The following is a 19,492-nucleotide window of genomic DNA, read 5'->3' as shown; positions in this document are numbered from 1 at the left end:
TGACAAAAATTATACTCACTGTATATCAGAAAAATCTTTAAAATAGCCAGTACAAAGAAGGAGGAGATCATTATGTTAGAGTATTCAATGCTGTATCCAAAAACTACCAGGTCCAGAAGGGCCGTGTGCATGGATGGAATGTGGAATTTCCAATTAGATGAGAAGGAAGAGGGTTCTGCATCCGGATGGTGTGAAGGACTGCCGAAGCCGGATCAGATTCCGGTGCCTGCAAGTTTCCAGGATTTTTACACTGACAAGGAGATCCGCGAATATGCCGGAGATTTCTGGTATGAGAAGGAGATGTTCATCCCGGGCGAATGGGAAGGAATGAAGGTATTCGTGCGTTTCGGATGTGCTACCCACAGAGCGGAGGTTTTTGTAAACGGAGTGAAGGTGACAGAGCATGAAGGTGGTTTCCTTCCATTTTCAGCAGATGTGACAGACATCGTACGTTACAATATGCCGAATAAAGTTGTGGTAAAAGTAAATAATGAATTAAGAGTGACAAATATCCCGGTTGGAACAACCGTTACTTTATCCAATGGAAAGAAGATGGCAAAGCCATATTTTGATTTCTATAATTATTCAGGCCTTCAGAGAAGCGTATATCTGACAGCCGTTCCACAGGAGTATGTGTTTGACATCACAACGGATTATGAGCTTTGCGGAAAAGATGCAAAGGTCTCATATAAGATCGTGACCACAGGGGAGCATAACGTGGAAGTGGAATTGATCGATGAGGATGGCTGTGTAGCTGCATGTGCACAGGGAAAAGAGGGAATCCTGGAAGTAAAGGATGCACACCTGTGGGAAGTGCGCAATGCTTATCTTTACCGTATGCAGGTGCGGATCCTGGATGGGACCCAGATCCTGGACGAATACGAGGAAGAAATCGGTATCCGTACGGTAGAAGTAAAGGATACAAGCATCCTTTTGAATGGAAAGCCTGTTTATCTGAAAGGGTTTGGAAAGCATGAGGACAGTGATATCGTAGGCCGCGGATTCAACATCGGAGTCATGAAGAGGGATTTCGAGCTGATGAAATGGATCGGAGCCAATTCCTTTAGAACTTCACACTATCCATACAGTGAGGAGATTTATAAAATGGCAGACCGCGAAGGCTTTCTGATCATCGATGAGGTGCCGGCAGTCGGACTGTTCGAGAGCCTGATGAATTTTATGGAAGCAAGTACCGGAAAACAGACTGCATTTTTTGAAAAGGAGACGACCCCTGTCCTGCTTAAGAACCATCTTTCGGCAGTGGAGGAGATGATCGCAAGGGATAAGAATCATCCGAGCGTCATTGCATGGAGCCTTTTAAATGAGCCGGAGACAACAAGCGAAGCAGCTGTTCCTTACTTCAAGGAAGTGTTTGATAAGGCTCATGAGCTGGATGTCCAGAAGCGTCCAAGAACCTTTGCCCTGGTCATGAATTCCGTACCGGGCGTCTGCAAATGCCACCAGTTCAGTGATATTGTAGCATTGAACCGCTACTACGGATGGTATGTAAAGGGCGGATATGAGATGATCGATGCAAGGGAAATGATGATCAAGGAGATGGAAGGCTGGAAAGCAATGAATCTGAACAAACCGTTTATCTTTACGGAGTACGGTGCAGATACACTTGGTTCTGAACATAAGCTTCCATCCGTGATGTGGAGTCAGGAGTATCAGGATGAGTATTTAAAAATGACCCATGAGGTATTTGATTCCTTTGATTTCGTAAAAGGAGAGCAGGTCTGGAACTTTGCGGATTTCCAGACAACTGAGGGGATCATGCGTGTCAATGGCAACAAGAAGGGAATCTTCACACGGCAGAGACAGCCGAAAGATATCGCATATAAGCTGAAAGATCGTTGGGAAAACCTTCCGGTTGATTTTAAAGGATAATGAGGAGGAGAATCATGAATAACGAAAGTAATGTACGCCCATTTGGGATAAGAGATAAGATCGGTTATATGTTTGGTGATTTTGGAAATGACTTTACATTTATCTTTGCAAGTTCATTTCTGATGATATTCTACACAAAGGTATGGGGAATCAGTGCAGGGCTGGTAGGTGTGCTGTTTTTGGTAGCACGCTGTATCGATGCATTCACAGATGTTACGATGGGACGTATTGTTGACCGTGTAAAACCTGCAAAAGACGGCAGGTTCCGTCCGTGGATCCGCCGCATGTGCGGACCTGTTGCGATCGCCAGCTTCCTGATGTATCAGTCAGCGCTTGCAGATGCTTCCATGACAGTAAAGATCGTATATATGTTTGTGACGTATATTTTATGGGGAAGTATTTTCTATACCTCCATCAATATTCCTTACGGTTCCATGGCATCTGTCATCAGTTCTGATGCAGATGACAGAGCATCTCTGTCTACGTTCAGAAGTGTTGGTGCTACTCTGGCAGGCCTGGTGATCAGTGTTGGCGCCCCGCTGCTCGTGTATACCACAGATGCAGCAGGCAACCAGATCGTGGAGGGACCGAGATTCACAGCGATTGCCGGTGTATTTGCTGTATTAGCAGTAGGATGCTATCTTCTGTGCTACTTCCTCACAACAGAGCGCGTGAAGACAGAGCCAGACCAGAACGCACCGCAGGTGAGCTTTGGACAGACCATTAAGACATTAGTGACAAACCGTGCCCTTCTGGGAATCATCGCGGCTGCGATCTTACTGCTTTTGGCATCCCTGCTGGCACAGTCTGTAAACCAGTATGTGTTTGTTGACTATTTTAAAAACAAAAACGCTTTATCCATCATGGGACTGGCAGGAATCGTGCCTATGCTGTTCCTGGCCCCGTTTGCAGTGCCGATCACAAGAAAGTTCGGTAAGAAAGAGGTTGGAGCAGTGGGCTGTATCCTCGGCGGAATCGCATGTCTTGTATTGTTTTTCCTCCATACAAGCTCTGTTGCAGTCTTTATCGGAATTAATATTGTCGGATACTTTGGATTTGGTATTTTCAACCTAATCATCTGGGCATTCATCACAGACGTAATTGATGACCAGGAAGTGAAGACACACCAAAGAGAAGATGGTACAATTTATGCGGTATACAGCTTTGCAAGAAAGATCGGACAGGCGCTTGCAGGCGGACTTGGCGGATTTGCACTTGGCTTAGTTGGATATGACTCCAGCGTACAGGTACAGTCACAGGCAGTTGCAGACGGAATCTACAACATTGGAACACTGGTTCCTGGAATCCTTTATATTGGCGTAGGGCTCTGCCTGATCTTCATCTATCCACTGAATAAGAAGAGAGTAGAAGCTAACGTTTCAGAACTGAAAGCAAGAAGAGAAGCTTAAATATATAGGTTTAACTGAAGCATATATGAAAAACAGGAAATACTGCCGGGAAAGCAGTATTTCCTGTTTTTTATGATATAGGAAATTCCTCCGGGGGATACACGCGCCATGAGCATAAGCAGCAGGCAGTACGAGCCTTTATTTGGGGGCACTCATTGCTTCGTGTTCCTGCCTGATCTCTGCAAAACATTCCTGAGCTGTCCAGAACTGGTTGGTCGGTGTGAGGACGGCTTTGTATGGGAAGGGACCGGCACCGCTTTTTCTTAAGGCAGCTAGTGCCATATTCAGTCTGTTGTCATCGAAAAAGGCAAAGACAAACATCGTGTCCGGCAGGTCCTCACCGGTCCAGGCTTCTTTCGCGGGAACCGCATCCTTAATACCTGCCAGTACGCCCAGCGGCTGGCTGTAGTCTTCTAAAGCTACCTTCTTAAGCCGAATGTGGAGTGGGAAAAGTGCCATCTCGATCTTTAATAGTGTTTCTTTTTCTGGTGCATGAAATAATAATATCGTTTCTTTCATAATATAAATCCTCCTGCTGGTTTTTATTGTAACCTATTTAAGAAAATAAAAACAGGGTAAAATCAGAGTTTAAAATTGGAAAAAGATTATCCTTGACAAATGAGTAACAAAGATTTATATTTGTACTAACACAATAGTACAAAGAGGAGGAGGGAGATTATGATTGAAATCAGGAATCTTACCAAGATCTATAAATTAAACAAGAAGCAGATGAAGGAATCGAAGACTACAAATCCGATCAAGACTGCTGTCAATGATTTAAGCCTGTGTGCAAAGCCTGGTGAGATCTACGGGCTTCTGGGACCGAATGGAGCAGGAAAGACGACCACACTGCGCTGTATCTCTACGATCATCAGGCCGACGAAGGGTGAGATCTTTGTGGGGGGGCACGAGGTACAAAAGGAGCCGGAGAAGGTCAGGGAGAAGATCGGCTTCCTCACAGGGGATATCAAGCTGGATCCGCAGTTTTCAGTAGACTATATGTTCGATTTTTTTGGCAGGCTGCATCAGATACCGGAGGATCAGCTGAAGGCCAGGAAGAAGGAGTTATTTACATACTTTGGGATCCAGGATTTTTCACATAAGAAGATCAAGGAGCTTTCAACAGGTATGGCACAGAAGGCGGCAATCGCAGTCTGCCTTGTCCATGATCCTGACATTGTGATCTTTGATGAGCCGACTAACGGACTGGATGTTATTACGGCCAGAAGTGTGACCGATTATTTGAAGAAGCTGAGGGATGAAGGGAAGCTGGTAATCATCTCCACCCACGTAATGTCAGAGGCAGAGAAGATCTGCGACAGGATCGGTATCATTATTGATGGCTGTAAGGTCGCAGAGGGAAATCTGGAGGAGCTTCTGCATGAGACAGATGCAGAAGACCTGGAAGATGCTTTCTTTGAATTTTACAGAAGTATAAAGGGAGGGAACTAAGATGAGCGGAATCAAACAGATTTGCGGAAAAGAACTCGCAAGAGTATTTAAAGATACGAAGATGATCCTATCGGTATTCCTTCTTCCAGTGCTGGTTATGGTAGGTATTATGACACTGGTCAGTAACTTAAGTATGAATGCCCAGAAGGATGTGGAGGAGCACAGCTCCATCGTATATATTCAGAATGCACCGGAGGGATTCGAGGATTTCTTAAAAGAGGCAGGTCAGGACTGTAAAGTATCTGCAGTGAGTGACCGTGCGAAGACAGAGACGATGATCAGAAATGGCGAGGCAGACCTGCTGATCGAGTTCCCGGAAGGCTTCCAGGATGCGGTGACGAATTACAATGCAGGGGATCTGGTACCTCAGATCAAGACCTATTACAATCCTTCCGAGGATTATTCACGGGCTGCTTATAATGCGATCTCCACCGGAGTTCTTGAATCTTACCGTGAACTGCTTCTGTCACAGCGCGTAGATGATATGGATGGTCTGACAGTATTTACAGTGAATTCCGACAATCCGGATATGGTGATCCAGGATGAGGAAAAAGCAGGCGGCAAGGTGCTGGGTATGATGCTTCCTTACTTTGTAACGATTCTTCTGTTTGCAGGGGCAATGGGGATCGGAACGGATATGGTGGCAGGAGAGAAAGAGCGCGGAACAATGGCAAGCCTGCTTGTGTCTCCAATCAAGAGAAGCTCCATCGTATTAGGAAAGGTATTTGCATTGATGATCATCTCTGGTATATCCTCTGTTGTCTATGTGGCGGCCATGGTTGCGTTTATGCCGCAGATGATGGGCGGAATGGGAGCCGGTGATACGGGACTGAACCTGACACTGAATCCGGGGCAGATCGCGATGCTCGCTTTCCTGCTGATCTCGATCGCATTCTTATACTCTGCTTTGATCGTACTGGTGTCTGTGTTCGCTAAGACGGTAAAGGAAGCAAGCTCCTATATCATGCCGGTCTACATGCTGGTATTAGTGCTGGGGATTACGACGATGTTTACAACGAAGGCGCCGCAGGACTGGACGTATGCGATACCGATCTATAACACCTCGATCACACTGCAGGGGATCCTGACACAGGAGGTGACCATGATGCAGTACGGTATGGCATTAGGCGTGACCTTACTGCTTGGGGCAGTTTTAATCGGAGTGATCGCAAAAGCATTTGAGAGTGAAAAGGTAATGGCGATCTAATCTGCACAGATCTTGATGAGTCCGCATATGGTAACAGTAAGAGAAGCTGTTACTGTGTGCGGACTTTTAATTCATGACCATAGAAAGTTCGCACAAGCGTGCTTTCTATCGTTTGGCAAAAGCAGGGAGATGTTGTGATGAGATTATGTGAGCTGCGGGAAAAAGAAGTGATCAATGTGTGTGACTGCAAGAGGCTCGGCTGTGTTGTGGATGTAGATATTGATATTAAAGATGGAAAGGTGCTGGCGATCATCATTCCCGGGCCGGGGAAAATCTGCGGTTTCCTGGGGACGGACTGCGAATTTGTGATACCGTGGCACTGCATTAAGAAGATCGGGCCGGACATCATATTAGTAGAAATGCATGAGGATAAGTTCCTGCAAAAGTTCTGATGAGGGCAGTTGGAATTTCATTTTATTTCGTATTTCAAAATACCGAAAAATACCGAAAAACGTGAGAATTTCTTCTATATTAATGTGGAACATCAACTAGACACTATACAAGATATTGTGTATAATGAGTGCAGAATTTGGAGAAAGGCGGAATATATTATGAAATGTCCTTATTGCGGCAATCCAGATACAAGGGTAATCGATTCAAGACCTGCGGAAGATAATAATTCCATACGCAGAAGACGCTCCTGTGATGAATGCGGCAAGCGGTTTACTACCTACGAGAAGGTAGAGACTATCCCGCTGATCGTGATCAAGAAAGATAACAACAGGGAACAGTATGACCGGGCAAAAATAGAACACGGGGTGTTAAGCGCCTGTTACAAACGCCCGGTTCCGGCATCAGAGATCCAGAAGACGATCGATGCCATTGAACTGGAGATCTTTAACCGGGAGGAGAAGGAGATCCCAAGCAGAGAGATCGGGCAGATCGTGATGGACAAGCTGATGATGCTCGATCCGGTGGCATATGTGAGATTTGCTTCTGTGTACCGGGAGTTTAAAGATGTGAATACATTTATGTCGGAGCTTAAAAAGTTTTTGGAGTAGGAGAGAAGGAAGAAGCAATCCTGATGAGGGTATCAGGGTTGCTTTTTTATGATATAGGAAAATCCCTTGGAATTTCCTATATCATAAAAAACTCCGGGGGATGTGCGCTGCGGCGTAAGTTGTAGAGGCCGCGGTGCGGATGCCGCAGGCGCGGGGCCCACAAGCGAAACTCTTTCTGATAAACCAGACCTATTTTGAAATAGCACAGGTCCCAGTAAATATGAAGTAAGGAAAATCGTGCCACAGTTTGTTGACAGTGAGGTTGATGGAGAGGATTGGTATTATAATAGATGTCAGAAGAACAATATGCACATTGTACAAAAAGGAATGATGGGGGTGGTAATATGCTGCATATTTCAATTTGTGATGACGAATCTGTGATTGCAGAACAGGTTAAGAAGTTGATCCAGGAGGAATTATCAAATCAACAAATAACGGCTTATATAGAGGTATTCTCAAATGGTGGAGAATTCCTTGAACAGTATGAGGTAAGGGATAATGAGTTAATCTTTCTTGACATGGATATGCCGGTAAAATCAGGAATGGATGTAATGAAAGAGTTAGAGCCGTTAAGTAAGAATAAAAATATCATACTGCTTACGAACCATGATAATCTGATTCTAGAATCGCTTTCTTTTTGTCCGTTTCAGTGTATCAGGAAGAAAAACATGGAGAAAGATATACCCAAGGCTCTGCGGCAGTATATGAAGGAAAAACTTAGGCGTGAGGAAATGATCGAGTTTGTGGAAAAGGGGGCTGCATATCATGTAAAGAAAGAGGAAATAGAATATCTTGAAAAGTACAGGCATCATGTTATTGTTCATCTTATAAGTAAAGAACCTATGACAATAAGAGGAAAGATGCAGGAGTATGAGGTCGCTCTTTCCGGCAGCGGTTTTTTGAGGATACATTCCGGTTATATTGTGAATCTTGATAAATGTTTTTCCATAGAAAAGAATGAGATGGTCCTGTATTCTGGCATCAGGCTTCCTATAAGCAGAGACAGGCAGAAGCTGGTAAAAGAACAGTTTACGATTAGCAGGAGAGATTGAGATGGAATGGGGCATGAATTTAATCGGACAGATGCTAAGTATGCTGGAGATTCTGATTATTGTGGAGTTTCTAATTAGGTTTCTGGGATGGAAGAGGAGAGTATCTTACAGGAAAATATGGACATGTGTGCTTGTAGTGCTTCTGTATCTGGCAGTGCAGTTTAATGTTATGTCGAGGCACAGTCATGTAATCGTTCTTTTCACATACTTTCTGATTCTTTTTACATTTAGTTACTTACTTCTGGAACAAAAGTGGGAAGTTCGGCTTTTAGTTTGTTTATTTCCACTTATGGTAATAGCAGTGATAGATATTTTGGTTATACAAGTTTTTGCTTTTGCCAGTGAAAGGACAGTGTATTTGTTTTTAGAGAATGAAAATGGGTATCTACTGTTGGCTGCGTTTTTAACTAAAATCATCCTTTGGTATTCACTGAGAAGGATACGTTTGTTTTACAAGCGAAATGTCATCAACCTTACTAAGAAATTTTATCTGATCGCTAATATATTGATTATGTTAAATATTAGTATAGAAGTACTGCTCTTTTATGTCATAAATTCAGGTGTGTACAATTTGACAGTCAATACAATATTAATTGCTGTTTCAGCAGGTATGGTTTTGATCAGCATTTACATAGGATATTCCATATTCAAAATCAGTGATCAGGATAATAAGCTGCTGAAATTTGAACTGATACAACTGCAGACACAGGAAAAGGAGAAACAAATTAAAGAATTCAAACGATCCTATACACGGATTCGTCAGTTTATACATGATTATAAGAATCACTGTATGAGCATGCAGACGCTTTTAGCAGATGGGAAGTATGAAGAACTGGATAAATATTTACAAAGTATAACTGGCAGATACCTTGAAATGAACTGTGAGTTTGTGAATACTAATAATCCCTTAATAGATTCCATAGTTAACACAAAGATATATCAATGTAAAGAGAATAAAATAGATATCGCATGCACGATTTCAGGTGACATCAGTCTTTGGAATAAAATAGAAATTGGAATTATTCTTTTTAATCTGCTGGATAATGCTATTGAGGCCAGTATGAAGGAGCAGGAAATTAGAAAGATAGATTTCATACTTAAGAGGGAAGAGGGGGTATCTAATATTACAATAAAAAATAGAATCAGCAGATCAGTGCTGGACAGTAACCCTCAATTACATTCAGACAAGGAAGATCAGGAGATGCATGGAGTCGGTCATACAACAGTGATCGAGCTGGCAGAGGAGCTAGGTGGGGTAGTAGAATACTATGAAGAGGATTCTAAATTCTGTGCACATGTATTTTTGCCTTTATAATAAGATTGGAAAAGAGATGGAGAAGAGCTCTCCATCTCTTTTTTGTGCAATTTGTATGCTAACAATGCGAAATATGACGTTTTAACGGCATTTTGTACCAAAAAGGTTGTCGTATAAACCATAAAAAGTTAAGATTTCGTTTAAAGGAGTGAATAGGCATGATTCGTTACGGGGCAAGAAAAATAGCAGTTCTTTTTTTAAAGGAAGACATAATCAATGAGGACGATAAAGAAATTTATGAATACGGTTTGGAATTGCTGATATCCACAGTGATTAATCTTTTATTGGTGCTGATGCTTTCCAGCTTTTTTCGAGACATTGGACAAGGAATCTTGTATTTTTTAGTATTGGCAACACTGAGGCCATATGCTGGTGGTTTCCATGCCTCATCTTATACCAGATGTGGATCACTGTACTGCATTATATTCATTATAATAGCCTGTTTTTCACGTTTTTTGAATTATTTTGAAATAAATCCCGCATTATTTTTGCTGGTTTTATTGATAAATCTATGTGTAATCCGGAAGTATGCACCGGTTCTTCATCGGAACAAATTAACTGATGAAGAGAAAATGCATGCAAAGAAGAAGGCAGTAAGCAGATGCATGGTGTGGATCATACTGGCTATGGCAATCTGTCGGATTGGCCAGATATGGACATATACGATTGTTCTGTCAATTACTGCTATCACTGCTTTAATGGCAGTAGGAAAAGGAATGGAGGAAAGAAGACATGAAAAAGGAGACTAAGAAAAACGTATTGGGCAAAGTGGCAAAGATATCTGAAGAAATGGCTTTGAGGGGAGGGGGACTTCCTACACTATTTGGCCTCTATGAGCCTGAAATCCCAGAAAAGGTAAAAAAATTAAGCAAGAAAAATAAAAGATAGGCACTGGCACCACCAGGTTTACCAGTAAAACCACGCCGCGGGATTTATTAACCAATTCATGAGGGAGGACACGAATGAAAAAGAAGCGAATCTTTAGAACAGCCGTGAGTTTATTTATGGCAGTGATTTTAGCCGGGCAGGGGACTGGCCCTGTGTTTGTATATGCAAAAGATATGATTGAGAATGCCCCAAGAGAAGTCACAATGGAGCAGCCTGAGGCAATATCGGATGTACAGGAAGTTCTTGATGAGGGGGATGTAGCAGGAACAGGCGAGCCTGCCGGTCAGACTGAAGAGCCAAAGGCAGAAGAACCGCAGCCAGAGGAACCACAGCCAGAGAAACCCAAGACAGAAGAATCACAGCCAGAGGAACCTAAGGCAGAGGAACCGAAGCCGGATGCGCAGGACAGCACGGAGAATCCAGATGCCAGGGATGAATCTGCTGATGAAAAGAAGACAGAAGAGGACGGTAAGAAGGAACCGGTAGAACTAAAAGAGCCGGAAGACTATTATCCGATTCCAGAAGAACCGGAGGGTGAATTAATAGATTACAATGAGACATCTAAGACTTACAAGCAGGCGGACGGAGAATATCTGACTCAGTTCGGCGGCTATATGGGTGTCTATGAAGATACAGACGGGGAACTGAAAAAGGTAGACAATAACCTGGTGGAACCAAAGACCCGCAGTGCTGAGGGAGCCGTGGTGAATCAGGCAAATGACTATCAGGTGACCCTGCCTAAGAATATCACAGAACAGGCGGGAGTCGTTCTGGAGAAGGAAGGAAAGCGTCTGGAGATCATACCTTTATCCGGAGATTACAGTCATCCTGTGATCAAGGACAATGCAGTTCTTTACAATCAGGTGCAGGAAGGAATTGATGTCCAGTATACGATTCTCGATAATAATATCAAGGAAGACATTGTTCTACAGAAGAAAGCAGAGATACCGGAGTATAAATATGAACTGGTATTAGATGGCTTAGAGGCAGTGGAAGAGGACGGAGTCATATGTCTGTATGAAGAAGGCAGCCGCGAAGAGACGATCTATGTCTTGGAAGCACCGATTATGATGGATGCCGCAGGAGCGATATCCATGAATATCACACTTTCCCTGCAGACAGAAGAGGGGAGAACCTATCTTGTTGTCACACCGGACCAGGAGTGGCTGAATAGCGAGGAACGCCAGTATCCGGTCAGAATTGATCCGACGACAGTTAATGTGACCAGAGAATATTTCAGCCTGATCGATGTGGAACAGGGCGCACCGGATACGATTGTGGGAGATAATGGTTTTCCGTATGTAGGATATGATGATGGAATTGTATCTGGAAACCTTATCACAAAGGGTGCCATGCTGATGATCTGCAGGACTTATGTCAGAGTAAACTATGACTTTGCAGAGATTCCAAAGGACTCCAAGATCGACAGCGCTACCTTTTCGGTCAGCCAGCTGACAAACTTCGGCGATGGATCAGCAGAATTCGGATTGTACCGTGTAGATTCTGAATGGGCGGATGATATCACCTGGATCCATCAGCCGGCAGAACATACCTTTATTGATGTACAGAATTCAAAACCAGTAGCAAATGAGTATATCAATTATAATGTCAAGGACATGATCAATGACTGGATACAGGGAACGTATCCGAATCACGGCATGGTCTTAAAGGCAATTGACGAGGCCAGCGGACTTGAGGCTGCAATGCAGTGTGAAGTTATGAATAACAAGAATTCACCGTACGGTCCGAAGCTGACGGTGGAGTGGTCATCCGCAGAAGACCCGTTCCTGCGTGACATGCCGCTGGAAGATCTGTCCATACAGCTGCGGCCGATGACCGAAAAAAGCCCGGAAGGCAAGCTGCAGTTCGATGCGGTATTTGCAGACGGACTTTCCAAGAGCAAGTCAGTTGTAGAGTATTACCTTTCACCAGATGAAGATGATGCAGAGATTCATCTCGTAGCAGATGCCCAGGGAGAGTATAAATACCCGGATAACACAGAGTTTCTGGCGCAGTTTCCGAATGCCACAAAGTATAAGAGCAAAGATTCCAACTGGCAGAGCGCGCTGTATGCGGGGTTAAAGACAGATAAGCTCTACAAGATCAAGGCGATTGCCAGGAAGGATGACAAGAGCAGCGGCGAGAAGGAGAGTGACAGCTTTGTTATCTACAAAGTGAAGCAGTTTGACACATTCCCGAAGATCGCGAAGTATTATGGCGTACCACTTGTTGATATTATGAAGGATAACCATGTACAGGATACGCTTGTGATCGAAAACAATACGATCTTTATCCGCAATCCGAAGACGAATGAGCCTTACAGTCCGGAACCATTGTCTGATATTGACAAACGTAAGATTGACGGAGCACTTATGGGGCGCGGCCTGCATTGTGAATTTGGGTTTGAACCGGTCAATCTGAATACGGGCAACTTCTTCATGGAACAGGAGGATGCCGTACTTCCTGAGCTGAACGGGGAATTTTCTATCCGCCGCAGTTACAATTCTAAAGGAACAGATCAGAACTCCATGTTCGGACGTGGCTGGTCCTTTGAGTACGGGCAGGCTCTGAGCAAGGCTGAGGATGGCAGCATCATCTTTTCCAGAGGCGATGGCAGTTATCTCTTCATGGCTCCAAAAGGTGATGGAACCTATCAGGCGCCGGAAGGCTATCAGTATCAGCTGAAAGAAGTATCCTATGAAAACACTGACCATGATTATATCGGTTATGAACTGACTGACTCCGATAAGACAGTATGGTCCTTCGATAAGTATGGAATGCTGAGATATTGTACAGATATCAAAGGATTTAAGACGACTCTGGACTATGATGAAGAGTATAACCTGAAAAATATAACAACTCCGTCAGGTAAAGTATTTTCTTTCGAGCAGGACAAACAGGGATACATTACAGCAATCACACTTCCTGACGGATCAAAACTGACTTATCAGTATGACAAGCATCATAATCTGACAGAAGCTGTCAATGCAAACGGCAGCAGCCGTACTTACGCATATGATAAGAAGAACCGTATGACATCATGGAAGGACGAGAACGGCAATACTGTTGTGACCAATGAATACGACAAAGAAAACCGTGTGACTGCACAGACAGATGCAAATGGAAATCAGTCTACCTTCGCCTATGCGGATGGCCAGACAACAACGACCGACAATGAAGGCAATGTGACAGTTTACCATTATGACGATCAATACCGTACCACATCCATTGAATACCCGGATGGCAGTACGAAGAGCAGTACCTATGAAGGCAATCAGCTTTCCAGTCAGACTACGGCAAAAGGTACAGCATCTTATACTTATGATGGCAATGGGAATGTATTAAGTGAGACAAGGGAAGACGGAGCAGTACGCTCTTATACTTATAACGAACTGAATCTGCCGGTTTCTGTGACAGACTATGACGGTGCTGTCACCACCATGCAGTATGACGGCGCAGGGAATGTGACTTCTGTAACCTCACCGAACGGAGCAGTGACCACTTTTGCATACGATGAACTGCACCGCCTGGTATCACAGACCAATGGAAATGGTGTTGCGAACTCCTACGGTTATGATGGACCGAATCTGGTATCCTATACAGACGGCAATGGAAATACATGGGGCTTCTCCTATGATGCCATGGGACGGCAGACGGGGATGACTGACCCATTGGGACGCACCGTATCCAAGGTATATGATGCAGCAGGCAATCTGCTTTCCGAGACAGCAGGCGACGGATCGGTGACCTCCTATGGGATCGATCAGATCGGAAATATTCTGTCCATTACAGACCCGGTGGGAAATACAACAGGTTTCGAATACGATGCCATGTATAACATCACCAAAGGAATCCTGCCAAATGGCGGCGAGATGCTGTACACCTATAATAAGAACGGTCTGGAGATCAGCCAGACGGATCCGAAGGGAAATGTTATTGTTACAGAATACGATTCCATGGGACGTATTATCAGCAAGACAACAGAAGAAGCAGGAACCATCAGCTTTACTTATGATGCAGCCGGAAATATGACCGGGATGAAAGACGGCCGGGGATATGAGACGCTTTCCGAATATAACAGCCTGGGCCTTGTTACGAAAACAACAGATGCAAAGGGCAATGTTCTGACTTACAAGTACGATTCTGCCGGACATATCACAGAGACGAACTACCCGGATGGAAGTAAAGCATCTTATATCTATGATGCCATGGGGAATCTCGTATCGGAAACAGATGTGATGGGAGTGACAACATCCTATACATATGATGCATTAGGCCAGCTGTTGACAGCAACAGATGACAGTGGCAGAGCGCTGACTTATTCTTATGACAAGAACGGGAATTTGCTGTCAGCCACAAAGCCGGATGGCAGTGTCGTATCCTTTACCTATGATGCTGCAAATCAGCAGACAGCAGTTACAGATGAGGAGGGACGCACAGAAGCATACGGCTATGATGCAGCCGGTAGAGTGGCAGAGATCAAAGATGCTGCCGGATATACAAACACCATGGTCTATAATGGAAACGGAGAGCTGCTTGAATCCACAGACGGAAATGGGAATTCTTATAAGTTTACCTATAATGCATTGGGCAAGATGACATCCCTGACAGACAGCCTGGGGAATATCACAGCCATGAAGTACGATAAAGCAGGAAACTTAAAGCAGACGATAGATGCCTTAAAAGGGACCACCTCTTACCAGTATGATTCCAGAGGTAAAGTCATAAAAATGACGGATGCAATGGAGAATGTCTATACCTATACTTATGATAAGACAGGCAGCAATACATCCATGACTCTGCCGAACGGCGACACTGTGACGATGAAGTATGACCGACTGGGCCAGCTCAAAGAGGTAACCGATGTACAGGGAATGGTGATCAAGTATTCCTATGACAGCATGGGAAGAATGTTAAAAGCAGCCGACAGCGAAGGCCATTCCATGGAATACACCTATGATGCCGCAGGCAATGTGACAAGCCAGACCGATAACCTGGGCAGGACTGCCGTATATACCTATGATAAATATGGCAGACTGATTACGTTAGAAGAGGCAGACGGAAGTAAGACCAGTTACGAATATGATGTCATGGACAATATCATCGCCGTGACTGATGCCGAGGGACATAAGACGACATTTACCTATGATAAGGCCGGAAACCAGCTGACGATGACGAAGTCGGAAAAAGCAGTGTACCAGTATGCCTATGACCAGAGGGACCGGGTGATCTCTACGACAGATCCGATGGGGGCATCCACCACATTTAAGTATGACGGCAACGATAACCTGACCGAAGTAAAGGATGCCAATGGCAGCAAGACTGTTTATGGATATGACGGCAATGACAACCTGATCTCCCTGACGGACGGCAGAGGCAATACAACGACTTATCAGTACGATGCTCTTGGCAGGCTGATCTCAGAGAAGACACCGGAGGGAGCAGTCAGCGAGTACGCTTATGATGCATTAAGCAACCTGACGAAATACAAGGATCCGATGGAACTGATCACAGAATACCAGTATGATGTAGTCGGCAACATGATCAAGGAGATCTCTCCGAAGGGTGCAGAGACAGCATATGCATATGACAAGCATGGCAATCTGATCCGGCAGACAGATCCGATGGGTAATGTGACCTCCTATGAAGTCAACCAGACCGGTAACCTGACGAAGCTGATCCAGGCAGACGGAGGAGAATATACCTATCAGTACGACGCAGCAGACAGACTGAAAAAAGTGACCACACCGCTCGGATATGTGAAGAACTTCTCCTATGACAAGGTGGACAACCTGGTCAAAGAAACAGACAGCCTTAAACGGACTTCTTCTTACACTTATGATAAGCTTCACCACCTTCTGACCGGAAAAGATGCTCAGGACGGCGTGAATACTTATACCTATGATGAAAGAGGCAATCTGACAGCCGAGACAGATCCGCTTGGGCGTACCAGGCAGTATCAGTATGACCTGGCTGACAGGATGGTCAAGGCGCTGGACCCGCAGGGCAAGGTATCTGAGTATACTTACGATCCGGTCGGCAATCTGACGGCACTTACCAGACCAGGCGGGCGTACCACGAAGCTTAGCTATGACCAGAATTCGAATCTGACATCCATTACGGATCCGATGGGCTATGTGACGGCAGCAGTATATGATAAAGACAACAGGCTGACAGAAGAGATCGACGCATTAAAACAGAAAACTCAGTATGCATATGATCTGAACAGCCGTATCACAGCCGTTACAGATAAGACAGGCAGTACGGAAAAGTACGAATACGATCCGCACGGCAATATCACGACTATTACAGACAAGACGGGTGTGAAGACCCAGCTGGAATACGATAAGAACGATAATCTGGTCAAAGTAACGGACCCAATGGGCGGTGTGACCACTTACGCTTATGATTCCATGAATGAGATGACGGCCTTTACGGATGCGCTCGGCAGAACAACCGCGTATACCTATGATAAAGAAGGGAATCTGACAGAAAATAAGGATTCCTCAGGAAGAACCAAGGTCATGACATATGATGAGTCCGGAAGACTGATCTCCTATGTCTCACCAAGTGGAAAAAAGACCAGTTACGACTACGACAAACTGAACAACCTGATCGAAAAGTCCTATCAGGATGCCAAAGGCGAACAATCAGATACCTCTGCACAGTATGCTTACAATGCAGCAGGCGAACGGGTTTCCATGAAGGATGCAACAGGAAAGAGCACCTATGAATACGATGAACTGGGAAGACTTAAGAAAGCAGTCAATGGTTCTGGAAAAGAAGTGACATATGTCTATGATGAAGCCGACAACCTGAAAGAGATCGTATACCCTGACCAGACGAAGGTGGTCTACGAATATGACCTGAATGATAATCTGATCAAGGTGACAGACAACAATGGTAAGGCAACAGAATATAAGTATGATGCACTGAACCGGATGACAGAGACGATCCGCCCGAATAGCACAAAGACAACGGTAACCTACGATGCAGAAGACCGTGTTACCAAACTGGTCAATGAGTGTACGAAGTGCGGACAGGTCATTTCCTCTTATGCATATAAGTACAATGCTCAGGGATATATCGTAAGTGAAGAGGCATCCGAGCTGGAAGCAGGTACAAGGAAGCCGGTCAGCTATGAGGACTGGTATAACTGGGGCGGAAAGAAGGAAGAGGCAGATAAGGACTGCTGTCACCAGGAAAAGACGGTTCAGACGAACCGGACTTACGAATATGATGACAACTGGGAGCTGACCCGGTGTACAGAAAAAGAAAAGGGCGGTAAGACCACAGTCCACAATTACACTTATGATAAAGTCGGAAACCGCACGACCTATGAGAAGATCGAGGATGGAGTCCAGAAAGAAAAATACCAGTATAAATACAATGATGCCAACCAGATGGTCTCCAGAAAGAACTGCAGGATCTGGGGCGATAAGGGAATCAAGTATGAATACGACGGAGACGGAAACCTGATCAAGACCACAGAGAATTCCTATGATGATCCGGTCACCTATGAGTATACTGCCGAGAACAGGCTAAAAGTCGTAAAAAAAGGAAAGACCGTGCTGATGGCAGCCTTATATGATGGAGACGGCAACCGTGTATTCCAGATCGACAATACCTATGACTGGGAAGACTGCTATGGCGATGAGGTACTGATCCCTGAATCCCAGAGGACAGAGGATAAGAATACACCGAAGGAGAAGCTGGCAGAACTCATTCCAGGCGGAGCAGACACAAAGGGCTACACACTGACCGAGTACATCAATGATGTTACGCAGGAAAATACACAGGCACTTGCAGAATACAATGCAGACGACTCTCTGCGTCAGTCCTATACCTATGGAGAGAACAGAGTCAGTGTTGCGAAAGGCAAGGAAACGGGGTATTATTTATATGACGGACGCGCCAGCGTAACAGGCCTGATCAGCGATAAAGGAGCATTAACGAACAGCTATCGCTATGACTCTTACGGAAACCTGACCTCGGGAACACCGGATGCGGTGAACTACTATGGATATAATGCAGAATCCGCCAACACCAAGACCGGACTGCAGTATCTGCGGGCAAGATATTATGACCCGGCGACAGGAAGATTCATCAGTGAAGATACGGAAAGCGGAACGAAGGAGAATCCGCTGACAAGGAACTCCTATCTCTACGTGCTGAACAACCCACTCAACTACTGTGATCCTACAGGAAAGTTCTTTAAAGAATTATGGAATGGGGTCAAGAAGGCTGTTAAGAAAGTTGGAAATTTTGTAAATGAGCATGTTGTCAAGCCGATTAAAAAGGCTGTATCGTGGGTGGCTGATAAGGCTTCTTCTGCCGTAAAGGCTGTATCTAACTGGTGGGATAAGGTAACCGGTGGTAGCGGCGGCAAGGTGAAACGTGGGACACCAAGTCCTTCCGCAGCAAGCTATAATGGTAATCTTGGCAGCTATCCTGAGAATAATGGCGGTTCATCGTATCCTGCAAATATACAGCAAAAATCAGCTCTTATGAGTGATCAGGAGATTAGTCAGCTTGAAAGTGGATGGGGATTGACAGGAATCGAATTAGGAAGGTATTTTTCAGTAAAAAAGGAAGTCATAAAAGCAAAAGTAGAAAAAATGTACTGTCACACAAACAAGACAGTTAAAGATAAAGATGAACTTCGACAATATGAAGAGTTAATGATACAATACTTTAAGGAGAAAGAATTAGAAGAAGACGAATTAATGCAGAAATTTAACAAAAATAATCCATATGCAAAAGAGTATTATATAGATCCACTCTCAAAGAAAAAAGTATATTATGCTGATCTTCTTAAAGAAATTAGGAAACAAGAGGCTATTACATTGGAAGTAGAGGAGGCCGTAGAATATACAGCAGATGGAATTAAATCGCAAAATCTAAAAGATAAAACTTTAATACTTTTGGGTGGAACACTTACGGAGGCAGGGCCAGGATTACAATTGATTGCACAATATGCTAAAACATCGAGTCAGCAGGGAAAGCAGTTAGGAAAAGCAGAAGCGGAGTTAGGAGTGTCAATAATTAAGGACGCTTTTGGGAAATATGTGGGTAAAAAATATTCCGAAGAAATTAAAGAAAAAATGGACTTAGCTGACACGGTGGGTGATATAGTAAACTATGATCCAGAGGAAGTATTGGGTATTCAATATAATTCGGGACCAAATGTAAAGGGAGATGATGGAGGAAAGAGTCATTTTCTTATAAAAGCAGGAGATGTTGGAATTCTGTACAATGCTTATAGAAATCATGAATTT

Annotated in this window: 12 protein-coding genes; 11 read left to right on the top strand and 1 reads right to left on the bottom strand. The window is 44.3% G+C overall.

Annotated elements, in window-relative coordinates; genetic code table 11:
* The first annotated feature begins 72 nt into the window (after positions 1-72).
* Both uidA and AC4OGX_RS18435 read left to right on the top strand, forming a co-directional pair.
* Positions 73-1,890 carry a beta-glucuronidase gene (gene uidA, locus AC4OGX_RS18440; RefSeq protein WP_493332155.1) on the top strand — a complete coding sequence of 606 codons (1,818 nt, stop codon included), beginning with the start codon at positions 73-75 and terminating at the stop codon, positions 1,888-1,890.
* A 14-nt stretch (positions 1,891-1,904) separates the two neighbouring features.
* Positions 1,905-3,299, top strand: a complete 1,395-nt coding sequence (locus AC4OGX_RS18435; RefSeq protein WP_493332154.1) for an MFS transporter — start codon at positions 1,905-1,907, stop codon at positions 3,297-3,299.
* A 138-nt stretch (positions 3,300-3,437) separates the two neighbouring features.
* On the opposite strand, the gene AC4OGX_RS18430 is transcribed toward AC4OGX_RS18435, so the two are convergent.
* The gene (locus tag AC4OGX_RS18430) at positions 3,438-3,818 is read right to left on the bottom strand and encodes a DUF3783 domain-containing protein (protein WP_493332152.1); all 381 of its coding nucleotides are present in this window, start codon (positions 3,816-3,818) and stop codon (positions 3,438-3,440) included.
* A 159-nt stretch (positions 3,819-3,977) separates the two neighbouring features.
* On the opposite strand from AC4OGX_RS18430, the gene AC4OGX_RS18425 reads away from it, so the two are divergent.
* The 9 genes from AC4OGX_RS18425 to AC4OGX_RS18385 all read left to right on the top strand — a co-directional run.
* A complete protein-coding gene (locus AC4OGX_RS18425) occupies positions 3,978-4,751 on the top strand; it encodes an ABC transporter ATP-binding protein (RefSeq protein WP_493332151.1) in 774 nt (257 codons plus the stop codon).
* A 1-nt stretch (position 4,752) separates the two neighbouring features.
* A complete protein-coding gene (locus tag AC4OGX_RS18420; protein ID WP_493332150.1) occupies positions 4,753-5,958 on the top strand; it encodes an ABC transporter permease in 1,206 nt (401 codons plus the stop codon).
* Between the two features lie 137 nt (positions 5,959-6,095).
* Positions 6,096-6,350 carry a YlmC/YmxH family sporulation protein gene (locus AC4OGX_RS18415; protein ID WP_493332149.1) on the top strand — a complete coding sequence of 85 codons (255 nt, stop codon included), beginning with the start codon at positions 6,096-6,098 and terminating at the stop codon, positions 6,348-6,350.
* A gap of 159 nt (positions 6,351-6,509) precedes the next feature.
* Positions 6,510-6,959 carry a transcriptional regulator NrdR gene (gene nrdR / locus AC4OGX_RS18410; protein ID WP_493332147.1) on the top strand — a complete coding sequence of 150 codons (450 nt, stop codon included), beginning with the start codon at positions 6,510-6,512 and terminating at the stop codon, positions 6,957-6,959.
* A 290-nt stretch (positions 6,960-7,249) separates the two neighbouring features.
* Entirely contained in the window at positions 7,250-8,011 is a 762-nt protein-coding gene (locus AC4OGX_RS18405; protein ID WP_493332145.1) for a LytR/AlgR family response regulator transcription factor, read from the top strand.
* A 289-nt stretch (positions 8,012-8,300) separates the two neighbouring features.
* On the top strand, positions 8,301-9,326 hold the full coding sequence (locus AC4OGX_RS18400) for a sensor histidine kinase (protein WP_493332144.1): 1,026 nt from the start codon (positions 8,301-8,303) through the stop codon (positions 9,324-9,326).
* Between the two features lie 158 nt (positions 9,327-9,484).
* Positions 9,485-10,075: an accessory gene regulator B family protein gene (locus AC4OGX_RS18395; protein WP_493332143.1), complete on the top strand. Its 591-nt coding sequence runs from the start codon at positions 9,485-9,487 to the stop codon at positions 10,073-10,075.
* Positions 10,059-10,214, top strand: a complete 156-nt coding sequence (locus AC4OGX_RS18390) for an AgrD family cyclic lactone autoinducer peptide (RefSeq protein ID WP_493332141.1) — start codon at positions 10,059-10,061, stop codon at positions 10,212-10,214. Before AC4OGX_RS18395 ends, AC4OGX_RS18390 begins: the two co-directional genes overlap by 17 nt.
* Before the next feature lie 74 nt (positions 10,215-10,288).
* The coding region (locus AC4OGX_RS18385) for a DNRLRE domain-containing protein (protein ID WP_493332140.1) at positions 10,289-19,492 on the top strand (9,204 nt) is incomplete at its 3' end.

The organism is Faecalicatena sp., from assembly GCF_058819085.1.
The sequence above is the reverse complement of the archived record's forward strand: the minus strand, read 5'-3'. Positions and strand labels throughout refer to the sequence as shown.